17 protein-coding genes are annotated in these 21835 nt (G+C 68.0%); 6 read left to right on the forward strand and 11 right to left on the reverse strand.

Annotated elements, in window-relative coordinates; genetic code table 11:
* Nucleotides 1–26 precede the first annotated feature (26 nt).
* The gene (locus tag ASF63_RS01180; protein ID WP_056508607.1) at nucleotides 27–944 is read right to left on the reverse strand and encodes a carbohydrate ABC transporter permease; all 918 of its coding nucleotides are present in this window, start codon (nucleotides 942–944) and stop codon (nucleotides 27–29) included.
* Between the two features lie 160 nt (nucleotides 945–1104).
* Between ASF63_RS01180 and ASF63_RS01185 the strand changes: the two genes are divergently transcribed.
* On the forward strand, nucleotides 1105–2088 hold the full coding sequence (locus ASF63_RS01185; RefSeq protein WP_082477770.1) for a LacI family DNA-binding transcriptional regulator: 984 nt from the start codon (nucleotides 1105–1107) through the stop codon (nucleotides 2086–2088).
* A gap of 25 nt (nucleotides 2089–2113) precedes the next feature.
* Here ASF63_RS01185 and ASF63_RS01190 read toward each other — a convergent pair whose 3' ends face one another.
* The 3 genes from ASF63_RS01190 to ASF63_RS01200 are packed head-to-tail and all read right to left on the reverse strand — an operon-like array spanning nucleotide 2114 to nucleotide 5909.
* The gene (locus ASF63_RS01190) at nucleotides 2114–3736 is read right to left on the reverse strand and encodes an MFS transporter (protein ID WP_056508610.1); all 1623 of its coding nucleotides are present in this window, start codon (nucleotides 3734–3736) and stop codon (nucleotides 2114–2116) included.
* Nucleotides 3733–4470, reverse strand: a complete 738-nt coding sequence (locus tag ASF63_RS01195; protein ID WP_082477771.1) for an ion channel — start codon at nucleotides 4468–4470, stop codon at nucleotides 3733–3735. Before ASF63_RS01195 ends, ASF63_RS01190 begins: the two co-directional genes overlap by 4 nt.
* 2 nt (nucleotides 4471–4472) lie before the next feature.
* Nucleotides 4473–5909 (reverse strand): DUF2252 domain-containing protein, encoded by a 1437-nt coding sequence (locus ASF63_RS01200; protein ID WP_056508612.1) that lies wholly within the window; start codon nucleotides 5907–5909, stop codon nucleotides 4473–4475.
* Between the two features lie 182 nt (nucleotides 5910–6091).
* Here ASF63_RS01200 and ASF63_RS01205 point away from each other — a divergent pair, with 182 nt between their 5' ends.
* A complete protein-coding gene (locus tag ASF63_RS01205) occupies nucleotides 6092–7177 on the forward strand; it encodes an ATP-binding protein (protein ID WP_056508615.1) in 1086 nt (361 codons plus the stop codon).
* Between the two features lie 14 nt (nucleotides 7178–7191).
* Here ASF63_RS01205 and ASF63_RS01210 read toward each other — a convergent pair whose 3' ends face one another.
* The 7 genes from ASF63_RS01210 to ASF63_RS01240 all read right to left on the reverse strand — a co-directional run bounded on the left by ASF63_RS01210 (nucleotide 7192) and on the right by ASF63_RS01240 (nucleotide 12736).
* Nucleotides 7192–7551: a hypothetical protein gene (locus ASF63_RS01210; RefSeq protein ID WP_056508617.1), complete on the reverse strand. Its 360-nt coding sequence runs from the start codon at nucleotides 7549–7551 to the stop codon at nucleotides 7192–7194.
* Nucleotides 7552–7604: 53 nt separating this feature from the next.
* Nucleotides 7605–8078, reverse strand: a complete 474-nt coding sequence (gene ribH / locus ASF63_RS01215) for a 6,7-dimethyl-8-ribityllumazine synthase (protein ID WP_056277883.1) — start codon at nucleotides 8076–8078, stop codon at nucleotides 7605–7607.
* On the reverse strand, nucleotides 8075–9343 hold the full coding sequence (locus ASF63_RS01220) for a bifunctional 3,4-dihydroxy-2-butanone-4-phosphate synthase/GTP cyclohydrolase II (RefSeq protein ID WP_056508619.1): 1269 nt from the start codon (nucleotides 9341–9343) through the stop codon (nucleotides 8075–8077). Before ASF63_RS01220 ends, ribH begins: the two co-directional genes overlap by 4 nt.
* Nucleotides 9340–9969 (reverse strand): riboflavin synthase, encoded by a 630-nt coding sequence (locus ASF63_RS01225; protein ID WP_056508621.1) that lies wholly within the window; start codon nucleotides 9967–9969, stop codon nucleotides 9340–9342. Before ASF63_RS01225 ends, ASF63_RS01220 begins: the two co-directional genes overlap by 4 nt.
* Nucleotides 9969–11003: a bifunctional diaminohydroxyphosphoribosylaminopyrimidine deaminase/5-amino-6-(5-phosphoribosylamino)uracil reductase RibD gene (ribD, locus tag ASF63_RS01230; RefSeq protein ID WP_056508623.1), complete on the reverse strand. Its 1035-nt coding sequence runs from the start codon at nucleotides 11001–11003 to the stop codon at nucleotides 9969–9971. Before ribD ends, ASF63_RS01225 begins: the two co-directional genes overlap by 1 nt.
* Nucleotides 11004–11275: 272 nt before the next feature.
* Nucleotides 11276–12139 (reverse strand): Fpg/Nei family DNA glycosylase, encoded by an 864-nt coding sequence (locus ASF63_RS01235; RefSeq protein ID WP_056508625.1) that lies wholly within the window; start codon nucleotides 12137–12139, stop codon nucleotides 11276–11278.
* Nucleotides 12140–12172: 33 nt separating this feature from the next.
* The gene (locus ASF63_RS01240) at nucleotides 12173–12736 is read right to left on the reverse strand and encodes a GNAT family N-acetyltransferase (protein ID WP_056508627.1); all 564 of its coding nucleotides are present in this window, start codon (nucleotides 12734–12736) and stop codon (nucleotides 12173–12175) included.
* 77 nt (nucleotides 12737–12813) lie between these two features.
* Here ASF63_RS01240 and mfd point away from each other — a divergent pair, with 77 nt between their 5' ends.
* From mfd to ASF63_RS01260, 4 genes are all read left to right on the forward strand, one after another.
* On the forward strand, nucleotides 12814–16377 hold the full coding sequence (gene mfd / locus ASF63_RS01245; RefSeq protein ID WP_056508629.1) for a transcription-repair coupling factor: 3564 nt from the start codon (nucleotides 12814–12816) through the stop codon (nucleotides 16375–16377).
* Nucleotides 16378–16450: 73 nt separating this feature from the next.
* A complete protein-coding gene (locus ASF63_RS01250) occupies nucleotides 16451–17077 on the forward strand; it encodes a gamma carbonic anhydrase family protein (protein ID WP_056508630.1) in 627 nt (208 codons plus the stop codon).
* Nucleotides 17074–20178 carry an aminotransferase gene (locus ASF63_RS01255; protein WP_056508633.1) on the forward strand — a complete coding sequence of 1035 codons (3105 nt, stop codon included), beginning with the start codon at nucleotides 17074–17076 and terminating at the stop codon, nucleotides 20176–20178. Before ASF63_RS01250 ends, ASF63_RS01255 begins: the two co-directional genes overlap by 4 nt.
* 156 nt (nucleotides 20179–20334) lie before the next feature.
* A complete protein-coding gene (locus tag ASF63_RS01260) occupies nucleotides 20335–21768 on the forward strand; it encodes an APC family permease (RefSeq protein WP_082477772.1) in 1434 nt (477 codons plus the stop codon).
* Nucleotides 21769–21835: the final 67 nt, after the last annotated feature.

Below are 21835 nucleotides of genomic sequence, written 5' to 3' on the forward strand. Positions count from 1 at the left end.
AGGGGCGAGCGAGGGGGAGTGCCATGTCAGCGCACCTCAGACTTCGAGCCGCGCAGCTGCACGACGTAGGCGATCACCGCGGTGATGACGCCCATGATGATGGCGATCGTCGCGGCGTAGTTGAACTGCTGTCCGGCGAACGAGAGGTTGTACGCGTACATGTTGGGTGTGAAGTACGTCGTGATCACGTTCGGGGCCAGGGGGCGCAGGATGTTGGGCTCGTTGAAGAGCTGGAAGCTGCCGATGATCGAGAAGATCGTGGCGATCACGAGGGCACCGCGGACGTTGGGGATCTTGATGGAGAAGATCGTGCGCCACGCGCCGGCGCCATCGAGGGACGCCGCCTCGTACATGTCCGTCGGGATGGTCTTCAGCGAGGAGTAGAAGATCAGCATGTTGTAGCCGACGAACTGCCACGTCACGATGTTTCCGATCGAGACCAGGATCCATTCGCGAGCGAACGGGGTGATGAGGTCGCTGCCGAGGAAGTCATTGAGGTTCGACGTCAGACCGAACTGGTCGCCGTAGATGTAGCCCCACATGAGGACGGCGACGACCGCGGGCACCGCGTACGGCAGGAAGATCAGGATGCGGAAGAAGGATGCTCCGCGCAGCCGTGCGCTGTCGAGGGCGAGCGCTGCCGCCAGGGCGAGGACGAGCATGATCGGCACCTGCACCACGAGGAACAGGACGACGCGGCCGAACGCCTCCCAGAACTGGGGGTCGGTGAGTGCGCGCACGTAGTTGTCGATTCCCACGAACGCGGTGCCGCCGATCAGCTTCTCCTGGAAGAAGCTGAGATACAGCGCGTAGGCGAGAGGTGTCAGGAACACCAGCGCGAACACGACCATGAACGGGCCCACGAAGGCCCAGCCCTTCCAGTCGCGCTTCTCGCGCCGGCGGATGCCGTTGCCCGCAAGGATTGCGGAATCTTGAGTCGTCATTGACGAGAACCTTCTTAGAGATCGAGCGCTCATCGCGCCGTGTGTCAACGTCAACATATGCGATCCGCTGCTAGTGTGTCAACGTCAACATATGAATGGATGGTTGATCGTGACCTCGGAGCAGTCGGCAGAGCCGCCGCAGCGGCGGAGAGACCCGTCGATGGAGGACGTCGCACGCGAGGCCGGTGTCTCCGGGCAGACCGTCTCCCGTGTCGTGAACGCTCGAGGCTATGTCGGGGCAGCGACCAGAGTCCGAGTCGAAGACGCCATGCAACGACTCGGGTACCGCCCCAACAGTGCTGCTCGGGCACTGCGATCGGGCCGATTCCGCGCCATCGGGGTCATCATGTTCTCGTTCAGCTCTTACGGCAATCAGCGCACGCTCGACGCGATCGCCGTCCGCGCCTCGCAGATGGGATACGCGCTGACGCTGATCCCGGTCGAGTCGAGTGCGCGCGACACCGTGGCGGGGGCCTTCCGCCGTCTCGAGGAGCACGCGGTCGACGGCATCATCATCGTCATCGAGGCTCACCAGCTCGATGAGGCCGAGGTCGAGATCCCTGACGGGCTGCCCGTCGTGCTGGTCGACTCGAACCGCGGAGACGCGCATCCGTTCGTCGACACCGATCAGGCGCAGGGGGCCCGACTCGCGACCGAGCATCTGCTCGACCTCGGGCACAGTACCGTGTGGCACATCGCGGGCCCGGCGAAGTCGTACTCGGCCGAGCGTCGACGCGAGTCGTGGCGGCAGACGCTCGAGTCCCGCGGGGTCACCGCTCCCGATCCGCTGCAGGGCGACTGGTCGGCGGAGTCCGGCTATCGGGCGGGGCTCCGACTCCGCGACGACGACACGGTCACGGCGGTCTTCGCAGCGAACGACCAGATGGCGATCGGCGTCGTCCGGGCGTTCCGTGAGGCGGGGCGCGACATCCCGGGAGACGTCAGCGTGGTGGGCTTCGACGGTCTGCCGGATGCCGCGCAGCTCTGGCCGCCGCTGACCACCGTGCAGCAGCACCCCGAGCAGGTCGGCGCCCTCGCCGTCGATGCGTTGCTCGCCGAACTCGACGGGGGAGAGCGCACGCAGACTCCGCTCGTCGGCACCGAGCTCGTGGTGCGCGAGAGCACGGCATCCCCTCGGATCTGAGTTCGCACGGCGAGGGACGCGCCGATCAGGCCTTCTCCGTCACGTCGGCGCCGTCTTTTCGCCGGATCGACAACCCTGCCGGGATGCCCCGCGAGAACAGGATCGACAGCAGGCTGATCAGGATCAGTCCGACGAACGACACGCGGAGTGACGAGAGCTGCGATTCGCGGTAGATGTCGGCGAGTTCGCTCGAGTCCTCGTCGCTGAGGCCGGCGGCTTCCCCGATTCCGGCGACGTCGGCTGCGGGCACCACTGTGACGCCGCGGTCTGTCGCGGCGCTCACCGTCTCGCGCACGTCGTTCGGAAGATCGCTCACAGCGACTCCCGACGCGAACGACGTCGACAGCGCGCCGATCAGCAGCGACCCGATCAGCGCCGTTCCGAGCGATGAGCCGAGATTCTGGAAGACACCCTGCAATCCGCCTGCCTCACTCGTGTCCTTCTCGCTCACGCTCGACATGTTGACGTTTCCGAGCTGCGAGGCAAGAAGACCGAGAGCGCTGCCGGCGAGGAACATGCCGACCGCGAACAGCCCGCCGCGCAGGTCCTCGGTCACCGAGCCGAGCAGCAGGACGGCACTGAGCACGAGGGTCGACTGCCCGACTATCACGATGCGGCGAGGCGACCACCGCCGAGACAGGGCGGTGCCGATGATCGAGAAGAGGATCAACGAGACCGAGAGCGGGAAGATCTTGATGCCCGTCTCGAGCGCGTCGAATCCGAGCGTCATCTGCAGGTACACGGGGACCATGAAGAACAGCCCTGCCGTCACGGCGTACTGGGCGCCGAGTACCGAGAGCCCGCTGCGCAGAGTCGTGATGGAGAACAGATCCGGCTGCATCAGAGGAGATCGGCCGTCGCGTATCAGCCGTCGCTGCCACCTGATGAAGAGCGTGATCAGAGCGGCGCCGAGCGCGATGCACCAGGTCGTCAGAGAGACTCCGAGGGGGGCGATGGGGATGCCCGCGATCTCCGGCGTGTACAGGGGGACCACCCACCCCCACGTCTTGCTCTGCAGCATGCCGAAGACGATCAGGACGAGACCGGCCGACGAGAGCAGCACGCTGCCGATGTCGATGCGGATGCTCTGTCGTGGGGTGGAATCGGCGATGATGCGCGCGCACAGCACGACGCCCAGCATGATCACCACCTCGGCGACGAAGACGAATCGCCAGCTCGAGTAGGTGGTCACCGCTCCGCCGATCAACGGACCGGCCGCGACTGCCGCACCCGACACTGCGCCGATGACGGCGAAGGCCGTGACGCGCTCGGCACCTCGGTAGTTGTCGGCGACGAGGGCGGCGATCGCGGGGATCACCAGCACCGCGCCCAGCCCCTCGACGATCGACCACCCGAGGAACAGGAACCCCACGGACGGACTCAGCGCCGTGATGAGGGAGCCTGCGGCATAGACGCACGAACCGATCACGAAGGCGCGGCGTCGTCCCCACACATCGCCGAGCTTCGCCCCGAGGAGCATGAACGCCGCCATGGTCAGGGTGTAGAACGTGATCGCCGCCTGCATCGCTGTCACTGACGTGTCGAGATCGCCCACGACCGTCGAGATCGACACGTTCATGACCGTTCCGTCCAGCACCATGACGAACTGCGCGGCGCCGAGCACGATGACGACGTTCCACTTCTTCATGACGGGTCTCCGGTCGCGGGCTGGACTGCGGCCTCGTAGACGGGGCGCCGGGACCCCCGCATGATGCGAGCCACCGCGGTGATCAGGAACAGCTGTCCGGTGATCGCTTCCGCCACGGCGATCGCCTGCACAGTGGGGGTGGCGGGCACGATGTTGCCGTAGCCCGTGGTGGTGAGCGTCGTGAACGAGAAGAAGAGCTGGCTCGACAGAGAGTCGACGGTGTCCTCGCCGAACGTCGGGGTGACGGTGAGCAACGCGATCAGGTTGTAGATCAGCGCGAAGAACATCCCCACCAGGATGTAGGCGGCCGTCGCGGCGAGAAGCGCCTCGATGTCCAGGCCCCGCCGCGTGACCTGATGACGGATGATGGCCACGGGCGCGATGAGGAAGGCGACCGTCGAAGCCGCTGACAGCGCGATATCGAGCACCAGCCCGCTGGTGTCGAGCACGGCGGTGACGACCATGGCGACGCCGGCGGCGGCGAGCACGACCCAGGCGATGTGCTGCACACGCGTATGCGCGTCTGTCACCCTCAGCACGACGGCGACGGTCACCAGCTGCACCACGAACGCCGAGGGGCTCGGGTCGATCGTGTTCTGTGCAGCGCACAGCGCGTAGGTCGCGACGAGCAAGGCGAGGACGAGCCAGTACCCGCTGCGCCACCAGGAGGCCTCGCCCGTGGCGGGGGATCGAAGGCCCGGGTGCGGCGCGGTCGCGGCGTTCTCCGATTCCATGCTCAGAGACCACCCAGCCCGGGCGTGGCGGCCAGCCGACCCGTCGCGAGCGCAGCCACGAGAGCGCGGTGATCCCGGTCGTTCTGATCGGCGTAGGCCGCGGCGAAGTCGGCGATCGCCTCATCGAACGCGGTGCCGCGCCCGATGTAGCCGGCGATCTCGATGCGATCGCCGGAGCGCGAGTGGGCCCGGGCGAGCGCCTCCCCGCATATCCGGGCGTACAGGGCAGCGCCGCGCTCTGTCATCGTGTCCGGATCATTCCCGCCTTTCCCGTCCTGCAGCTGGCGAACGTAGAAATCCCGCTGCTGCCCGTCGAGACCGATGACCGACTGCCAGCCGAGGAAGATGTCGCTCGACGCCTGCATCAGACGCTGCCCTCTGACGACGCGTTCCCCGTGGGTGGCGAACTCGCTCGGTGCCAGAAAGCGTTCGAGGACCGATTCCTGCGCCTCCTTCGCCTGCAGGAGAAGCGGGTCGCGATCATCGCGCCCGCTGAGCAGAAGCACCCAGGCGCGAGTCCCCACGCTTCCGACCCCGACGACCTTGCGTGCCATGTGGCGATAGCGGTACTCGGCGATCGGATGCCGATCGCCGACGAGGGTGGTCCGATACTCATCGAGGATCCGCCGCATGGTCACGACGTCGTCGTCGACGGCTCCCGCGTCACGGAGGAGATCCTCCACGGGCACGATCAGCGGAGGCGCGGCCGCGATGCGCAGCTCGCCGTCGATCACGCGCACGAGCTTGCGGAATGCCTTCCTGTGACCCCGCGTGCGTGCCTTCTCGATCACCGCGTCGAGGCGTTGCACTTCGTCGTCGCCGGCGCGTTCATCGCGGTGCTCCTGACGGATCCACCGCTGCGCGCGCTCCGCATCGAGTCGGTCGTACCAGGCGTCGAGCACCGTGGATTTCGCGGCGGCTCTGATCGCCGTCCGATAGCCACGGGCGGCGGCGGCCACGCACTCGTCCTCAGCCTGGTCGGTGAATCCTCGCTGTCGACAGGCCACGGCGAAGCTCGCAGCCAGCCGCTTGACATCCCATTCGAAGGGGCCGGGCAGCGTCTCGTCGAAGTCGTTGATGTCGAACGTGAGTGATCTCTCGGGAGTGCGGTAGAGACCGAAGTTCGAAAGATGGGCGTCGCCGCAGAGCTGCGTGATGATCCCGGTGTGTGCGTGGGCCGCGAGATCGGATGCCATGAGCAGCGCGGCACCGCGATAGAACGCGAGCGGCGATGCCGCCATCCGGGCATAGCGAACCGGTGTGAGTTCTCGGACGCGTGACTCCGCCTGCTCCTCCAGCAGCGCGATCGGGTCGGGGCGGTCGGAAGACGGCGACCAGGCACCGAGCTGCGCCCGTGGCAGCCGCGCACGTGCTGCTCGGCCCGCCTCGCGTCTCGCGCTGAACGGTCCGCTGTCCTCTGCGTGGCGGCCACTGCCCATGCGGTTCTCCGTTCTCACATCACGGTCAGACGGGAATTCGGCGCAAGTATCTCAGGGAGCGGTCGCATCATCCAGCGGGGGATCATCCGTGCAGGGTGAGCCGCAGGCTTCGCGATTCACGGGTCACACCGTGAGGGTGAGGCCAGGTCGGATCCGCTCGTGCGAAGCGCTACCGTAACGGCATGAGCGACCTGACCATCGGCTCTCTGACCGCCGAACCCACTGAGCCCGTGCACCTGGACGCACGCCGCTTCAACCGACACACGTTCTGGTGCGGGCAGAGCGGCAGCGGCAAGACCTATGCGCTCGGCGTCGTACTCGAACAGCTTCTGCTGCACACCGAGCTGCCGATGCTGATCCTCGACCCGAATGCGGACTTCGTCAGGCTGGCCGAGACACGCGAGGGCGCGCCCGTCGAACATTCGGATCGGATAGCCCAGGCCGACATCCGCGTGTTCCGATCGGGGCATCAGGACGGGGAGCGGCTGCACGTGCGATACCTCGATCTGTCACCGGCCGCGAAGGCAGCTGTGCTGCAGATCGATCCGATCGCGGATGCCGAGGAGTACAACGTTCTGCTGCACTGGTCCGTGAGCGCGACGGAGTTCGACACCGACAGGATGCTGCAGGAGTTCCGGGCCTCCGGCGACCCCGCCCGAGTCCGTCTCGCCAACCGGATGGAGAATCTGCAGGTGCTCGAGTGGGATCTCTGGTCCCGGGGAGCGCACTCGGTCGTCGACGTGATCGACGGGCGTCCGAGGGCGACGGTGCTCGACCTCGGAGGATTCGATCATCCGGCTGAGCCGAAGGTCGCAGCCCTGGCCGTGCTCGAGGCGCTCTGGGCGCAGCGCGAGAGCCGCCGTCCGCTCCTGATCGTGATCGACGAGGCGCACAACCTGTGCTCACCCGAACCGCGCACCGCCGTCGAGCGAGCGCTCACCGAGCAGCTCGTGCAGATAGCAGCAGAGGGCCGCAAGTTCGGCCTCTGGCTGTTCCTCTCGACCCAGCGACCGACCAAGATCCACCCGAATGTCCTCTCGCAGTGCGACAACCTCGGCCTGATGCGCGTCAACGCTCCGCGCGACATCGCCGAGCTGGCCGAGGTGTTCGGCTTCGTCGGCGAAGACGACATCCGCAGAGCGCAGGGGTTCACACAGGGTCAGGCCCTGTTCGCCGGTGGTTTCATCGCGCAGCCGACATTCGTGCAGATGGGGGAGCGACTGACCGAAGAGGCGGGTGGCGACGTCGTCGTGCCGCTGCGTGAGTGACGTTGTGCGAGGTGTCAGCGCCAGATCACGGCGATCGCCGAGTTGAGGGCGGTCAGGATGCCGACCAGCCAGAACATCGCGACGGGCACGGATCCGGACTTGCGCTGTTTCGAGGTGCCGATGCCGAGAAGCGCGCCGATCGCGAGCAGCACCACGAGCTTCGTGCCGATCTTGGCGTAGTTCATCTCGACGCCGTCGGGCAGACCCCACGGAGCGGCGAGGGCGAGACCTGCGACCGCGGCGATCGTCATGCCGATGCTCATCAGCCGAGTGAACTCGCGCCTTCCGCCGAAGGCCTGCACCGCCCAGGCGCCGAACAGCACGGCGAAGCCGATGAGGTGCACGAACAGGACGATGTGGCGCAGGGTCTCCATACCCTCACCGTACGAGCGCGTGGCGAGGGGCCGCCACCAAGGGCAGGCTGACCTCAGCCGCGCAGCGCGCGCGTGACGAGGGCGGTGCGCAGCGCAGCATCCGCGGCCTCCGCACCCTTGTCTTCCTTCGAGCCCTCGAGCCCTGCGCGGTCGAGGCCCTGCTTCTCGTCATCGAGGGTGAGGACGCCGAACCCGACCGGCTTGCCCGCGTCGAGCGCCACCCGCGTCAGCCCATCGGTCGTGGCCGCCGAGACGTACTCGAAGTGCGGAGTGCCGCCGCGGATGATCACGCCGAGTGCGATCACCGCGTCGGCGCCGCCGGCGAAGGCAGCCTGCGCCGCGAGCGCGAGTTCGAACGATCCGGGCACGCGGACCAGGCGGTGCGTGGCCCCGGCCTCGTTCAGCACGCGCTCGGCGCCGGCGATCAGGCCGTTCGAGATGGTCTCGTGCCAGGTGCCTGCGACGATGACGACATCGAGGCCGCGTCCGTCGATCTTCTCGGTCTGGGGTGCTCCTGCGCCGCTCATGAGTGATCCTTCTTTCCGTCGGCGAGAGCCTCTGCGAGCTCCGCCTCACCGATGATGTGACCCATCCGGTCACGCTTGGTCTCGAGGTACTGGTGGTTGTTGGGGCCGACTCCGACGATCAGCGGAACCTGCTCGACGACGTCGAGGCCGAGACTGCGCAGCTGGTTCACCTTGTCGGTGTTGTTCGTCAGCAGACGCACCTTCGAGACCCCGAGGTCGGCGAGGATGCCGGCAGCCGCCGCGTAGTCGCGGGCATCCGCAGGAAGCCCTAGTGCGAGGTTGGCGTCGACCGTGTCGAGGCCCTCCTCCTGCAGGCTGTAAGCCCGGAGCTTGTTGATGAGACCGATGCCCCGACCCTCGTGGCCGCGCATGTAGATGACGATGCCGCCGTCCTGCTCGATCGCGTCGAGAGCCGCATCCAGTTGAGGGCCGCACTCGCACTTCAGCGAACCGAAGGCCTCGCCCGTCAAGCACTCCGAGTGCACCCGCACGAGAGCGGTCTCGCCGGGCTCGCCCGAGACGACGGCGATGTGGTCGGTGCCGGTGACCCTGTCTTTGTAAGCGAGGAAGCGGAACGTGCCGTGCGTGGTGGGCACGGTCGCGTCCGCGCGCAGACTCACGCGTCTGCTGGCGCGTTCGGGCGACCAGCCGGTGGGGTCGATCTCGTTGAGGTGTGCGATGAGCTGCTCGATCGTGATGACCGGCACCCCGTCGCGTGCGCCGAGCTCGATGAGACCCGGCAGACGCATCATGCTGCCGTCCTCGGCGACGACCTCGGCGATCGCGCCGACCGGGCGGAGCCCTGCGAGCTTCATCAGATCGACGGCAGCCTCGGTGTGGCCGCTGCGTTCGCGGACTCCGCCGTCGACCGCACGGAGGGGGAGGACGTGTCCGGGTCGGATGATGCTGGTGGCCGTCGACGCAGGGTTCGCCAGGACGTTCAACGTGTGCGCGCGGTCGTGCGCACTGATGCCGGTGGTGACGCCCTCGGCCGCGTCGACGCTGACCGTGTACGCCGTCGAGCGCGCGTCTTCGGAGGCGGCGACCATCGGCTGCAGGTTCAGGTTGTCTGCGAGGTCGGCGGGCATCGGCGCGCAGATGAACCCGGACGACCAGCGGACGGTCCAGGCGACCCATTCGGGGGTCGCGAGCTCGGCTGAGAGCACGACATCGCCCTCGTTCTCGCGGTTCTCATCGTCCGCGACGAGCACGGGACGCCCGGCGCGGAGGGCCTCGAGGGCCTCGGGGATGGTGGAAAGGCTCATCGTGAGCCTCCTTCCGGTGCTGCCCTGAATGCCAGCAGGCGTTCGACGTGACGGGCGAGGATGTCGGTCTCCAGGTTCACACGGTCGCCGACGGAGCGCGACCCGAGGGTGGTGGCGGCGAGTGTCTCGGGGATCAGAGAGATCTCGAACCAGTGGCTCGCCGCATCCGCCGCGCTCACAGCGCTGACGGTGAGGGATGTGCCGTCGACCGAGATCGAGCCCTTGTCGACCACGAGCGGGGCGAGATCGTCAGGAAGCGAGACGCGCAGCACGCTCCACTGCTCGCCCGGCCGCACGTCGACGACACTGCCGACGCCGTCGACGTGCCCCTGCACGATGTGGCCGCCGAGGCGTGCGCCGACCGGCATCGCCTTCTCGATGTTCACGCGCGTCCCGACGGACGCTCCGCCGAGGGCGGCGACATCGAGCGTCTGCTTCATCACATCGGCGTCGAAGGTGTCGGACGTCGAACCCACGACCGTCAGGCAGACCCCCGAGACGGCGATCGACTCGCCATGGATCGCGTCGGAGGCGGCTTTCGGTGCGCGCACGGTCAGTCGCCACCCGTCTCCTGAGGGCGAGATCGCGGTGATCTCGCCGATCTCCTCGATGATTCCGGTGAACATCAGGCGACTCCTTCTTCGAGGTCGAGTGCGGGGGTGGCGATCGCGAGCAGGTCGGCGCCGAGAGGCACCCACTCCTCGACCGTGAGACGGCGGGCGGTGTCGATCGTGGCGACGCCGATGTCGGTCAGCGCGAGCCGGTCGCCGCCGATCAGCACCGGCGCGATGTAGGCGAGCACCCTGTCGGCGAGGCCCTGAGCGATGAACGCGCTCGCGAGAGTGGGGCCGCCTTCGACGAACACGCTCTGGATGCCGCGCTCGTGCAGATCCGCGAGCACGGTATGCAGATCGTGCGTGTCGTAGAAGAGCGGGGTTTGCGGATGCCGACGGATCGCGGCCGCGTCGGGGGTGGGTCGCGAGCCGATCACGACCGGGACCGGCTGCGTCTCGTACAGCGCGTCGCCGTCGCGCGCCGTCAGGGAGGGGTCGTCGGAGAGCACGGTGCCGGTGCCGACGGCGATCGCATCGGCCGCCGCACGGCGTCGGTGCACGTCGGCGCGCGCCTCGGGACCGGTGATCCACTGGCTGGAGCCGTCGGATGCCGCGGCGCGACCGTCGAGCGACTGCGCCCACTTCACCGTCACCTGCGGCCGGCCGAGACGCTGTGCGGTGAGCCAGCCGTCGATGATCCCCTGGGCGACGTCGGCCTGCTCACCCGAGTCGACGCTCACTCCCGCGGCCCGGAGGCGGTCGGCGCCACCACCTGACACCGCACCGGGGTCGTCGAGGGCGTAGACGACACGGGCCACGCCCGCCTCGATGAGCGCGACCGCGCAGGGGCCGGTGCGCCCCGTGTGGTTGCAGGGCTCGAGGGTGACGATCGCGGTGGCCCCTCGCGCTGCCTCCGGCGCGAGCTTCGAGAGCGCGTCGACCTCGGCGTGCGGGGTTCCGGCACCGTGGTGCCATCCTTCGGCGAGGAGCGTCCCGTCGGGGGCGAGGATGACGGCACCGACCTGCGGGTTGACGCCGCGCGGGCCGAGGGTCGCGAGCTCGAGCGCACGGGTCATCGCCCGGCGTTCCGTCTCGTTCACTGCCATCCGTGGTCCTCTCTGAGGCTCCAGGGGATCTCCTCGAGGGGAGACGCAGGCAGAACGCGCGCACGGCGGCGCACCGTGCTGCCTCCCTTCCGGACTAGCGAGGCTGGGCCTCGCACCACCGTCGGTCCCGGAATTCCACCGGATCGGCACCTCGGAGATCCGAGACGCTCGCGGACTGTCACCGCCGGTTCGGATTCTCACCGACCCCGGAGCACGTTGATGCTCTGAGTGTACTCAACGCGTCTGAGGACATTTCATTCCGCGTCGAAGTGCTACTTCAGCAGCCGTGACAGGCGGCGGTCGGCGAGTGGCTTTCCGCCGGTCTGACACGTCGGGCAGTACTCGAGAGAGCGGTCGGCGAAGAAGACGCTCCGCACGGTGTCGCCGCAGACGGGGCAGGGCTCACCCCGGCGCGCGTGCACCTGCATGCCCCGTCGCTTCGCATCCTTCAGATCGGCCGGAGGTTTGCCCGACGCCTCGGCGACGGCATCCGTCAGCGTCGTCTGCATCGCCGCGAACAGCCGGTCGACCTCGTCGTCGCCGAGCTTGTCGGCGATCGCGTAGGGCGACATGCGGGCCGCGTGCAGGATCTCGTCGGAGTAGGCGTTGCCGATCCCGGCGATGACGCTCTGATCGCGCAGCAGACCCTTGATCTGAGTGCGCCGCCCATGGAGCAGATCGCCGAATACCTCTCGCGTGAAGGTCGATTCGAGCGGATCGGGGCCGAGCCTCGCTATTCCCGGAACCTCCTGCGGATCGCGCACCACGTAGACGGCCAGAGACTTCTTCGTACCGGCCTCGGTGAGGTCGAAACCGCTCTCGTCGTCGAGCGCTACCCGCAGCGCGATAGGCGACTTGCCCGGCTTGATCAGAGTCGTCGGCAGAGTCTCGTACCAGCGCAGCCACCCGGCCTTGGCCAGATGGAACACGAGATGCAGGTCGGCGCCGCAAGAGAGCACGATGAACTTGCCCTGCCTCGACGCGGCGGTGATCTCGGCGCCGTGCAGCGCGGTGTTGGGCGGATCGTAGGTCTTCAGTGCGGCGATCGCGCCCACGGCCGTGCGGACGATCGTGCGCCCCACGGCGCGCTCGGTCAGGAACGTGGTCAGGCCCTGGACTTCCGGCATCTCAGGCATGGGCTCATCCTGCCATCGACGACTGACACCGGACTAGAGGATGGGCCACTCCACAGGGGTGCGGTCGTCTGATGCGAGAAGTCCGCCGAACCAGCCGTCGTCGCGACCGCGCTCGCTGGTGAGGGCTTGGCGCGCCAGCCCTTCGTACCGGAATCCGAGCGCACGGGCCGCCCTGGCGGAGGGCACGTTGCCCGCGACCGCGCGCCAACCGATCCGGGCGAGCCCCAGTTCGGTGAATCCCCAGTCCACGACGGCGCGAGCCGCCTCGACGAGGTAGCCGTTGCCGCGTGCGGGGGCAGCGACCCAGTAGCCGATCTCGGCGTACCCGCCGGTGTGGTGCTCCGTGATGTGATGCAGCCCGATCGAGGCGACCAGCTCGCCGTCGCGATAGGCGCACCAGATCGTCTGGCTGCCATCGGCCCACCACTCGCCGATCAGGCGCACGTATCCTTCGCCGTGCTCACGCGTGTACGGGCTCGGCACGGTGGTCCACCGGGGTATCTCGGGGTCCTGACAGGCCGCGGTGATCGCGTCGATGTCAGTCTCGTCGGGCACGTGCAGGACGAGACGCTCGGTGGTGAGAGTGACCGGTTCCATCCGTGCATCCTATGGGCGGTGAAGTGCCTGCCCGAGACCCGGGAGCCCGTGTCGGTGGCCGCGGCTAGGCTTGTCCGGTGACTGTGCCGGGGATTCTGCGCGCCTTGGAAGAGGCATCTCTTTTTCGTGACGCCCTGACGTGGGCCCAGACCGATGCCGATCTCGGCCTGGTCGACGGACTCGATGCCCCGGCGCTCGCCGGGCTGCTGGCGAAGCGGCGAGCGGCCGGGCAGCCGCCGGCACTTCTCACCGTGGTGCCGACCGGTCGACGTGCCGAGAGTCTGGCCGCGGCGCTGAACGCCTACATACCCGACGCCGAGGTCGTGACCTTCCCGGCCTGGGAGACTCTTCCCCACGAACGGCTCAGCCCGAGCCCCGACACCGTCGGACAGAGACTCCAGACCCTCCGCCGCATCGCCGAGTGGTCGGGTGATCATCCGCTCGTCGTCGTCGCGTCCGTGCGGGCCGCGCTGCAGCCGATCGCGGGCAATCTCGGTGAGATCGCGCCGCTCGAGCTGCGCGCAGGAAGCCGCGGTCACGAACTCGATCACGTCGTCGAACAGCTCGTCGAGCGCGCCTACTCCCGCGTCGACATGGTGTCGCGACGGGGTGAGTTCGCGGTGCGCGGCGGAATTCTCGACGTCTTCCCCGCGATCTCCGAGCATCCGTTCCGTGTCGAGTTCTTCGGCGACGAGGTCGATCAGATCCGCGCGTTCTCGGTCGCCGATCAGCGTTCCCTTCCCGGCGACGTCGACGGGGTCGACCTTCCGCCGAGCCGCGAGCTGCTGCTGACCCCCGATGTGCGAGACCGGGCCCGAGCGCTGATCGGCGGGTTCCCGGCCATCGCCGGAATGCTCGAGAAGATGGCGGAGGGCATCCCCGTCGAGGGCATGGAGTCCCTGCTTCCGGCCGTCTCTGGTCCTCTCAAGTCGCTCGCCGAGTACCTTCCGGAAGGCAGCGCGACGGCCGTCGTCGACCCCGAGCGATCCAGCGCGCGCGCGATCACCCTCGGCGAGACGAACCGCGAGTTCCTCGACGCGGCCTGGAGCGCGGCCACCTCTGGGGCCTCCGCACCGATCGATCTCGGCGCCGGCGACTTCCTGACGATCGCCGAGCTGCGCGAGGTGGTGCGCGACCGCGGAGGCGTGTGGTGGCGACTGAGTCCGTTCTCGATGGGCGGAGAGGATGCCGAGACGATCGACGCCTCGGTCATCCCGTCGTTCCACGGCAACGTCGACGGCGCGATCTCGTTCGTCGATGCGAAGGTCGCCGACGGGTGGCGCGTCGTCGTCATCGCGGCGGGCGCCGGTCTCGTCGATCGCGCGCGCGACGTTCTCTCCGACCGGGGCATCGCCGCCCGCATCGTGGGCGAGCTCGTCGATGCGCCAGACACCGGCGTCGCGACACTCGTCACCGGATCCGTCGAGGCCGGGTTCCAGATCCCCGAGGCGAAGCTCGCCGTCCTTACCGACAACGAGTTCTACGGCCGCACGATCGGCGGCGACCAGCGCGTCGTCAAGAAGCTCGCCTCCCGCCGCAAGAACGTCGTCGACCCGCTGCAGCTCAAGCAGGGCGACTTCGTCGTGCACAACACGCACGGCATCGGCCGGTTCGTCGAGATGACGCAGCGCGAGGTCTCGACCGGGGGCCGCAACGCGACCAAGTCCGTGCGCGACTACCTGGTGCTCGAATACGCACCGTCGAAGCGCGGATACCCGGGGGACAAGCTCTTCGTGCCCACCGATCAGCTCGATCTGCTCTCGAAGTACGTCGGCGGCGAGGGGCCGACCCTCTCGAAGATGGGCGGCAGCGATTGGTCGCAGGCCAAGGGCAAGGCCCGCAAGGCCGTACGCGACATCGCCGTCGAGCTGGTCAAGCTCTACTCGGCGCGCATGACCGCGAAGGGGCACGCGTTCGGGCAGGACACCCCGTGGCAGCGCGAGCTCGAAGAGGCGTTCCCGTTCGCCGAGACTCCCGATCAGCTCCAGACGATCGACGAGATCAAGGCCGACATGGAGCGTCCGATCCCGATGGACCGTCTGCTCTCGGGTGACGTCGGCTTCGGAAAGACCGAGGTCGCCGTGCGTGCGGCGTTCAAGGCGATCCAGGACGGCAAGCAGGTCGCGATGCTCGTGCCGACGACGCTGCTCGTGAAGCAGCACCTCGAGACCTTCACCGAGCGTTTCGCCGGGTTCCCCGTGAAGGTGCGCCCGCTGTCGCGCTTCCAGACCGACAAGGAGGCGCGTCTGACGCTCGACGGCTTGCTCGACGGCACGGTCGACATGGTGATCGGCACGCACCGCATCCTCACCGACCAGGTCATGTTCAAGGACCTCGGATTGATGATCATCGACGAGGAGCAGCGCTTCGGGGTCGAGCACAAGGACACCCTCAAGAAGATGAAGACCAACGTCGACATCCTCGCGATGAGCGCGACGCCGATCCCGCGCACGCTCGAGATGGCGGTCACCGGCATCCGCGAGATGTCGACGCTCGCGACACCACCGGAAGACCGGCATCCGATCCTGTCGTTCGTCGGACCCCGCAGTGACAAGCAGATCACCGCGGCCATCCGGCGTGAGATCCTCCGTGAGGGGCAGGTGTTCTTCGTGCACAACCGCGTGCAGTCGATCCAGCGGGTCGCGGCGCAGCTCGCGGAGCTCGTGCCCGAGGCGCGCATCGCGGTGGCCCACGGTCAGATGGGCGAGCACGCGCTCGAGCAGGTCGTCGACGACTTCTGGGAGCGCAAGTTCGATGTGCTCGTCTCGACCACGATCATCGAGACGGGCCTCGACATCTCGAACGCCAACACGATCATCATCGACCGTGCCGACAAGTACGGGCTCAGCCAGCTGCACCAGCTGCGTGGTCGTGTCGGGCGTGGTCGCGAGCGGGCGTACGCCTACTTCCTGTACGACGAGATGAAGCCGCTCAGCGAGACCGCGGCCGACCGTCTGCAGACGATCGCCGTGAACAACGACCTCGGTTCGGGTATGCAGGTCGCGCTCAAGGACCTCGAGCTCCGCGGCGCCGGCAACCTGCTCGGCGGCGAGCAGGCGGGCCATATCGCCGGCGTGGGCTTCGACCTGTACCTGCGGATGATCGGCGAGGCCGTCGCGACCTTCCGCGGCGAGGACGTCGAGTCCGGCCAGGAGCTGCGGCTCGAGCTCCCGCTGGATGCGCGCATCCCCGAGTACTACATCGACAGCGAGCGGCTGCGGCTCGAGGCCTATCAGAAGCTCTCCGCGGCGTCCGCCGCGACGGCGAAGGACGACGCGATCGATCTCGTGATCGACGAGCTGACCGACCGTTACGGCACTCCGCCCGACGAGGTCGAGGGGCTGATCGCGGTCGCCCGTCTGCGTCGCCGCGCGGCCAGGGCAGGGCTCGCCGACGTCGTCGTGATGGGGTCGAACCTGCGCATCGCGCCCGCTCATCTCGAGGAATCGATCAAGGTGCGTCTGCAGCGTCTGTACCCGAAGGCCAAGCTGGTCGCGGGTGGCGACGCCCTCGTGGTGCCGATGCCGACGATCCCCGCGGCAGTGGGCGTCGGACTCGAACCGCTGCCGAACGCGGAACTGCTCGAGTGGGTCGGACAGCTGCTCACGGCGATCTTCCCCGAACCGGCGAAGGTCGAGTGACGGCGACCGCTTCGCCCGCTTCAGACCGCCAGCAGCCTTCTCGCCGTGCGCCCGGCACCACTACGCTGGCGTCATGTTGTACGAGCACCTCGGGGCTCGGCCCCGGATACATGACACCGCCGTCGTCGCTCCCACCGCCGTGATCTCCGGCGATGTCGAGATCGGCCCCGGCTGCCAAGTGCTGCACGGCGCCGTGATCACCGCGGAGGGCGGGCCGATCACGCTCGGCGAGCACGTCATCGTGATGGAGAACGCGCTCATCCGCGCGACCGCCGCGAATGCGGTGCACATCGGCGCGCACACGCTCATCGGCACTCTCGCGAGCATCGCGGGGGCCACGGTCGGCGAAGAGGTGTTCTTCGCATCCGGTGCGCGCGTCTTCAACGGCGCGCTGGTCGGTGACCGCTGCGAGGTGCGCGTCAACGCGATCGTGCACCGACGTGCAGTGCTGCCGGCCGGCACCGTCGTGCCGATCGGATGGGTCGCGGTCGGCGACCCCGTGCAGCTGCTCTCCCCCGACCGTGAGGCGGAGATCTCGGCTGCACAGCCTGAACTCGACTTCCCCGGTCATGTCTTCGGCGTCGACCGCGACACCCCTGACCTGATGGTGCAGCTGACCGAACGGTACGGCAGCTCGCTCGCGCGTCATGCCCACGATGTGCGTCTCGATGTCGACGGGCGCGCGGCGGGTCGAGGGTGACCGACGGCGCAGGGCTCGTCCGACCCGATGTGAGTGAGGCCGACGCGGCCTCGATCGCTCGGGAGTGCTACGGCATCGACGCGGTGGCGAGCGAACTCGGCAGCAACCAGGATCGCAACTTCGTGCTCGTCGAGACCGACGGTTCGCGCAGCGTCCTGCGCGTCGACAACCCGGTGTTCGGCGACGACGCACGCGATGCGCAGCATCAGGCTCTCGAGGCCTATCGTGCGGCGGGCGTGCCGGTTCCCGCCGTCCTGCCCGGTTCGGACGGCGCGCTCACGCAGCGATGGCGCGGATTCGCCGTTCGACGCAGCGAGTTCGCCGACGGTGAGGCCCTCGTCGATGCGGGGTACCTCGCACCGATCGTGCTCGCGGAGTTCGGTACGCTCGCAGCGGCGTCGGTGAACGCGCTCGCCGGGCTCGAGCATCCGGGGCTCGACCGCGAGCAGATGTGGGACATGAGGGTCGCCTTCGAGCAGATCACGATGCTGGCGCCGTCGGTGACCGACGCGGAGCTGCGCTCGCGCGTGCGCACGGCATCGGACGTCGCGCACGCGGCAGTGTCGGTCGTGGCCGACCGGCTGCCGGTGCAGCCGATCCACGGCGACCTCACCGACGACAACGTCACCGGTCGGCGTGGCGCCGACTCGCGACTGCATCCGCACGTCGTGCTCGATCTCGGGGACCTCGGCCTCGGCTGGCGCGTCGCCGAACTCGCGGTGTGCGTCTCATCGATGCTCCACCACGAACCCGAGCGCCCTCTGCGCACGCTCGACACGATCGCCGCATTCCACGCAGATGCGCCGCTCAGCCGCGACGAGGCGCTCGCCGTCTGGCCGCTGGTCGTGCTGCGAGCGGCGCTCCTCGTCGCGAGCGGCTGGAGGCAGCTCGAGATCGACGGCGACAACGAGTACGCGAGAGAGCGGATCGCGGGGGAGCAGGCCATCTTCGATGCCGCGACCGCCGTACCGCTCGCCGAGGCGACGGAGCTCGTGCTCGACCGACTGGGATTCGGCGCACCCGCCTTCGAGATGCCCGTCGTCGAGGTGCCGGTCGTCGAGGTGCCAGGCGTCCCCGGGCCGGTCGTCACTGCGCCGGTCGTCACCGCGCCGGGAGCCGAAACACCGGAGGCGGACGGATCAGAGGAGAAGGCGCCCGAACGCGAGGTGCCGGAGGACGACGCAGCGCCGCCCGACGGCGATCACCTGATCTCCCCACTCGCTCCGCTGCTGCCTGAGCTCGATGGTCGCATCGTCGTGGTCGACCCGGGCGTGGAGTCCGACGAACTCGATGCCGGCCGCTGGACGGCGCCTGATGCAGAGGCGGCGCTCATAGCCGGGGCGCATGCCCAGGGCGCGCGTGCTGCCGTGGTTCCTTACGGGATGTACCGCCTCACGCGCACGGCCATCGACACTCCGCATGCCGCGGCCACCTGGCCGGTCGAGACCGAGGTTCATGTCGCTCCCGGGCCGTCGTCGCGCATGATCGCCCCTGTCGAGGGCGACCTGAAGATCACCGACGGCAGTGTGCGCATCACGATCGACGGCGGGTGGGAACTCGACCTCCGAGGCCCCGACTTCGAGCCGACGCGCAACGGCAGGGTCGAGAAGGGCGAGAGCATCGGCCGGCTCGCGGCGTCGTTCGAGATCAGGACGCTGGTCATCGGACTCCGCAGAGCGGATGCTCCGCCGCTGCCGGCCGAACCCACTGCCGCACACCTGGTCACGCCGGACCGCGTCGACGCGTGGCGTCGCTTCACCGCCGACCCGGCCGCTCTGCTCGGGCTCGCGTCACACGCGCAGAGCGACGGCGCGGACGATGAGCTGCGTCGCCGTGAGCGGATCTTCGCCGACGCGCAGGAGCGCTACTACGAGCACCCTCCGCAGATCGAGCGCGGCTGGCGGCATCACCTCGTCGACACCACCGGTCGCGGCTACGTCGACATGGTGAACAACGTCGCCGGCCTCGGCCATGGGCATCCGAAGGTCGCGGCCGCGGCGAACCGGCAGCTGAAGACCCTCGCGACGAACTCGCGCTTCCTGTTCCGCGACCTCGCAGAGTACAGCGAACGACTGATCGCGCTGATGCCCGAGGGGAGTGGACTCGACACGGTGCTGCTGGTCAACAGCGGCTCGGAGGCGGTGGATCTCGGCATCCGTCTCGCGCATGCGGCGACCGGCCGTCGCTCCGTGGTGGCGCTCCGCGAGGCATATCACGGCTGGACCATGGCGAGCGATGCCGTCACGACGAGCGCCTACGACAACCCCCTGGCGCTTGAGACGCGACCCGAATGGGTGCATGTGGCCGATGTGCCGAACTCCTTCCGGGGGACGTACCGCGGAGACGACACGGCCGAGCGGTATCTCGCCGACCTCGCCGAGGATCTCGACGGTCTCGCTGCGGACGGCCGCGACGTAGCGGCGTTCCTGTGCGAATCCGTGCTCGGGAACGCCGGCGGTGTGCTGCTGCCCGACGGATATCTGGCGGGCGCCTATGATCTGGTGCGCGCTCGCGGCGGTGTCTGCATCGCCGACGAGGTGCAGGTGGGCTTCGGTCGCATGGGCTCGAGCTTCTGGGGATTCGAGCAGTCCCACGTCGTGCCCGACATCGTCACGATCGCGAAGCCGATGGGCAACGGATTCCCGATCGGGGGAGTGATCACCTCGCGGCGGATCGCCGATGCCCTCAGCAGCCAGGGGCAGTTCTTCTCCTCGTCTGGCGGCAGCACCCTCAGCTGCCGCGTCGGGCTGGCCGTGCTCGACGCCATGGTCGAGGACGATCTGCAGCGCAATGCCCGCGAGGTCGGTGCCCGCCTGGCCGCGTCGCTTCGGGCTCTGGCGCACCGGCATCCGCTCGTCGGCGCTGTGCATGGCGAAGGTCTCTATCTCGGGGTCGAGCTCGTGCGCGACCGTGAGAGCATGCAGCCGGCGGATGCCGAGGCCTCCGCGATCTGCGAGCGGATGCGCGAGCTCGGTGTGATCGTGCTCACCACCTCAGAGCGTTCGAACGTGCTGAAGATCAAGCCGCCGCTCTGTCTGACGGTCGAGAGCGCCGATCATGTGGTCGCGATGCTGGATCGAGTGCTGTCCGAAGGATGGTGATCGCAGAGGTCTTCGAATCCCGCGAGTATTCGGCATGTTAAATGCGTATTTCGAATCAGATCCGCTCTTCCGCTGACGATTCTCCCGGGTACATACTGAGCGTCAGTGTCGGACCGCCCGAAGTCCGACCCATGCGCTGTTCCCGAAGGAGTACTCATGGCCACGCCCATCAAGACGAAGCCCCTCGCGCAGGGTGGGGGAACCCTGCGCCGCAACCTCGGCCTCTGGGCGATCGTCGGTCTCGGACTCGGCTACATGACGCCGACCGTCGTGTTCGACACGTTCGGCATGGTGGCTCGCGACACGGACAACGTCGTCCCCGCCGCGTACCTGGTCGCTCTCGTGGTGATGGTCTTCACGGCGATCAGCTACGGCAAGATCTCCAGCGCCATCCCGAGCGCGGGATCGGCCTACACGTACGTCCGCGAATCCATCCACCCGAACCTCGGCTTCATGGTCGGCTGGACCTCTCTGATCGACTATGTGCTTCTTCCGATGGTCAACTGCCTCATCATCCGCAGCTACCTCGAGGCGCTGTTCCCCGACATCCCCGGCTGGATCTGGGTGGTGCTCTACTGCATCCTCGTCACGAGCATCATCTACATGACCATGCGCGGCACCTCGAACATGAACATGATCCTGCTCGTGTTCTCGATCGTCGTGATGGTCGTGTTCGTGGTCATGGTCGTCGCGCAGCTGATGCGCGGCGAAGGTGCGGCGACGATCGCGTCTGCAGCCCCGTTCATCCACGACGGTGCGACGATCAGTGCGGTGCTCATGGGAGCGACGATCGTCTGCTTCTCCTTCATCGGCTTCGATGCGGTGACGATGTACGCCGAGGAGGCGAAGGACCCGAAGATCATGCCGAAGGCGATCCTCCTCACCGTGCTGCTGGGAGGCGCGATCTTCCTGATCGCGGGATACGTCACCCAGCTCCGCTTCCCCGACTGGAACGAGTTCGCCCCGGGCGGCGACATGCAGTATGTCGAGGACTCCACGCTGCCGATCATCGGAAACCTCGTCGGGGGCGACGTGCTCATGGCCGTCCTGACGGCGGCCGGGTTCTGCGCGACCCTCGCCTCGGGCCTCGCCTCGCACGCCTCGGTGTCGCGCATGCTGCTGGTGATGGGACGCAACAACGTGCTTCCGCAGAAGGCGTTCGGCTACATCAATCCGCGCACCCACACGCCGACGTTCAACATCGTGCTGGTCGGCGCGATCTCGCTGCTGGCGATCCCGTTCACGCTCGAGCTGATCGCGGCCTGGATCAACTACGGCGCACTGATCGCCTTCACGTTCGTCAACATCTCGGTGATCGCGTGGTTCGCGATCCGCAAGGGCCGGCGCCACACGCCGCGCGACATCTTCTCGTACATCGTCATGCCCGGTATCGGCATGCTGCTGACGGGACTTCTGTGGGTGAACCTGCACGTCGATGCCCTCACGGGCGGACTCATCTGGACCGCTCTCGGCCTCATCTACCTCGCCGTGATCACGAAGGGCTTCCGCAAGAAGGTGGTCGCGTTCGATGAGAACCAGGCCGTGACCGGGTTCAATAAGGTCGTGAAAGCACCTGTCGACGAGAGCTGAATCCTGCGAGCGCAGAACGCGGGATGCAGAAGAGCCGCCCCCGGGAGGGAAGCGGCTCTTCCGTCGT

Origin of the sequence: Microbacterium sp. Leaf320 (assembly GCF_001423485.1) — a bacterium.
Lineage (GTDB): Bacteria > Actinomycetota > Actinomycetes > Actinomycetales > Microbacteriaceae > Microbacterium.

Excerpts from the sequence above, each read along its gene's own strand:
- ASF63_RS01250 (WP_056508630.1), top strand. The coding sequence starts at position 16,451 with ATGTTGTACGAGCACCTCGGGGCTCGGCCCCGGATACATGACACCGCC.
- ASF63_RS01225 (WP_056508621.1), bottom strand. The coding sequence starts at position 9,969 with ATGTTCACCGGAATCATCGAGGAGATCGGCGAGATCACCGCGATCTCG.
- ribH (WP_056277883.1), bottom strand. The coding sequence starts at position 8,078 with ATGAGCGGCGCAGGAGCACCCCAGACCGAGAAGATCGACGGACGCGGC.
- ASF63_RS01195 (WP_082477771.1), bottom strand. The coding sequence starts at position 4,470 with ATGGAATCGGAGAACGCCGCGACCGCGCCGCACCCGGGCCTTCGATCC.
- ASF63_RS01185 (WP_082477770.1), top strand. The coding sequence starts at position 1,105 with ATGGAGGACGTCGCACGCGAGGCCGGTGTCTCCGGGCAGACCGTCTCC.
- ASF63_RS01210 (WP_056508617.1), bottom strand. The coding sequence starts at position 7,551 with ATGGAGACCCTGCGCCACATCGTCCTGTTCGTGCACCTCATCGGCTTC.
- ASF63_RS01205 (WP_056508615.1), top strand. The coding sequence starts at position 6,092 with ATGAGCGACCTGACCATCGGCTCTCTGACCGCCGAACCCACTGAGCCC.
- ASF63_RS01190 (WP_056508610.1), bottom strand. The coding sequence starts at position 3,736 with ATGAAGAAGTGGAACGTCGTCATCGTGCTCGGCGCCGCGCAGTTCGTC.
- ASF63_RS01235 (WP_056508625.1), bottom strand. The coding sequence starts at position 12,139 with ATGCCTGAGATGCCGGAAGTCCAGGGCCTGACCACGTTCCTGACCGAG.
- ribD (WP_056508623.1), bottom strand. The coding sequence starts at position 11,003 with ATGGCAGTGAACGAGACGGAACGCCGGGCGATGACCCGTGCGCTCGAG.
- ASF63_RS01220 (WP_056508619.1), bottom strand. The coding sequence starts at position 9,343 with ATGAGCCTTTCCACCATCCCCGAGGCCCTCGAGGCCCTCCGCGCCGGG.
- ASF63_RS01180 (WP_056508607.1), bottom strand. The coding sequence starts at position 944 with ATGACGACTCAAGATTCCGCAATCCTTGCGGGCAACGGCATCCGCCGG.
- ASF63_RS01200 (WP_056508612.1), bottom strand. The coding sequence starts at position 5,909 with ATGGGCAGTGGCCGCCACGCAGAGGACAGCGGACCGTTCAGCGCGAGA.
- ASF63_RS01240 (WP_056508627.1), bottom strand. The coding sequence starts at position 12,736 with ATGGAACCGGTCACTCTCACCACCGAGCGTCTCGTCCTGCACGTGCCC.
- ASF63_RS01260 (WP_082477772.1), top strand. The coding sequence starts at position 20,335 with ATGGCCACGCCCATCAAGACGAAGCCCCTCGCGCAGGGTGGGGGAACC.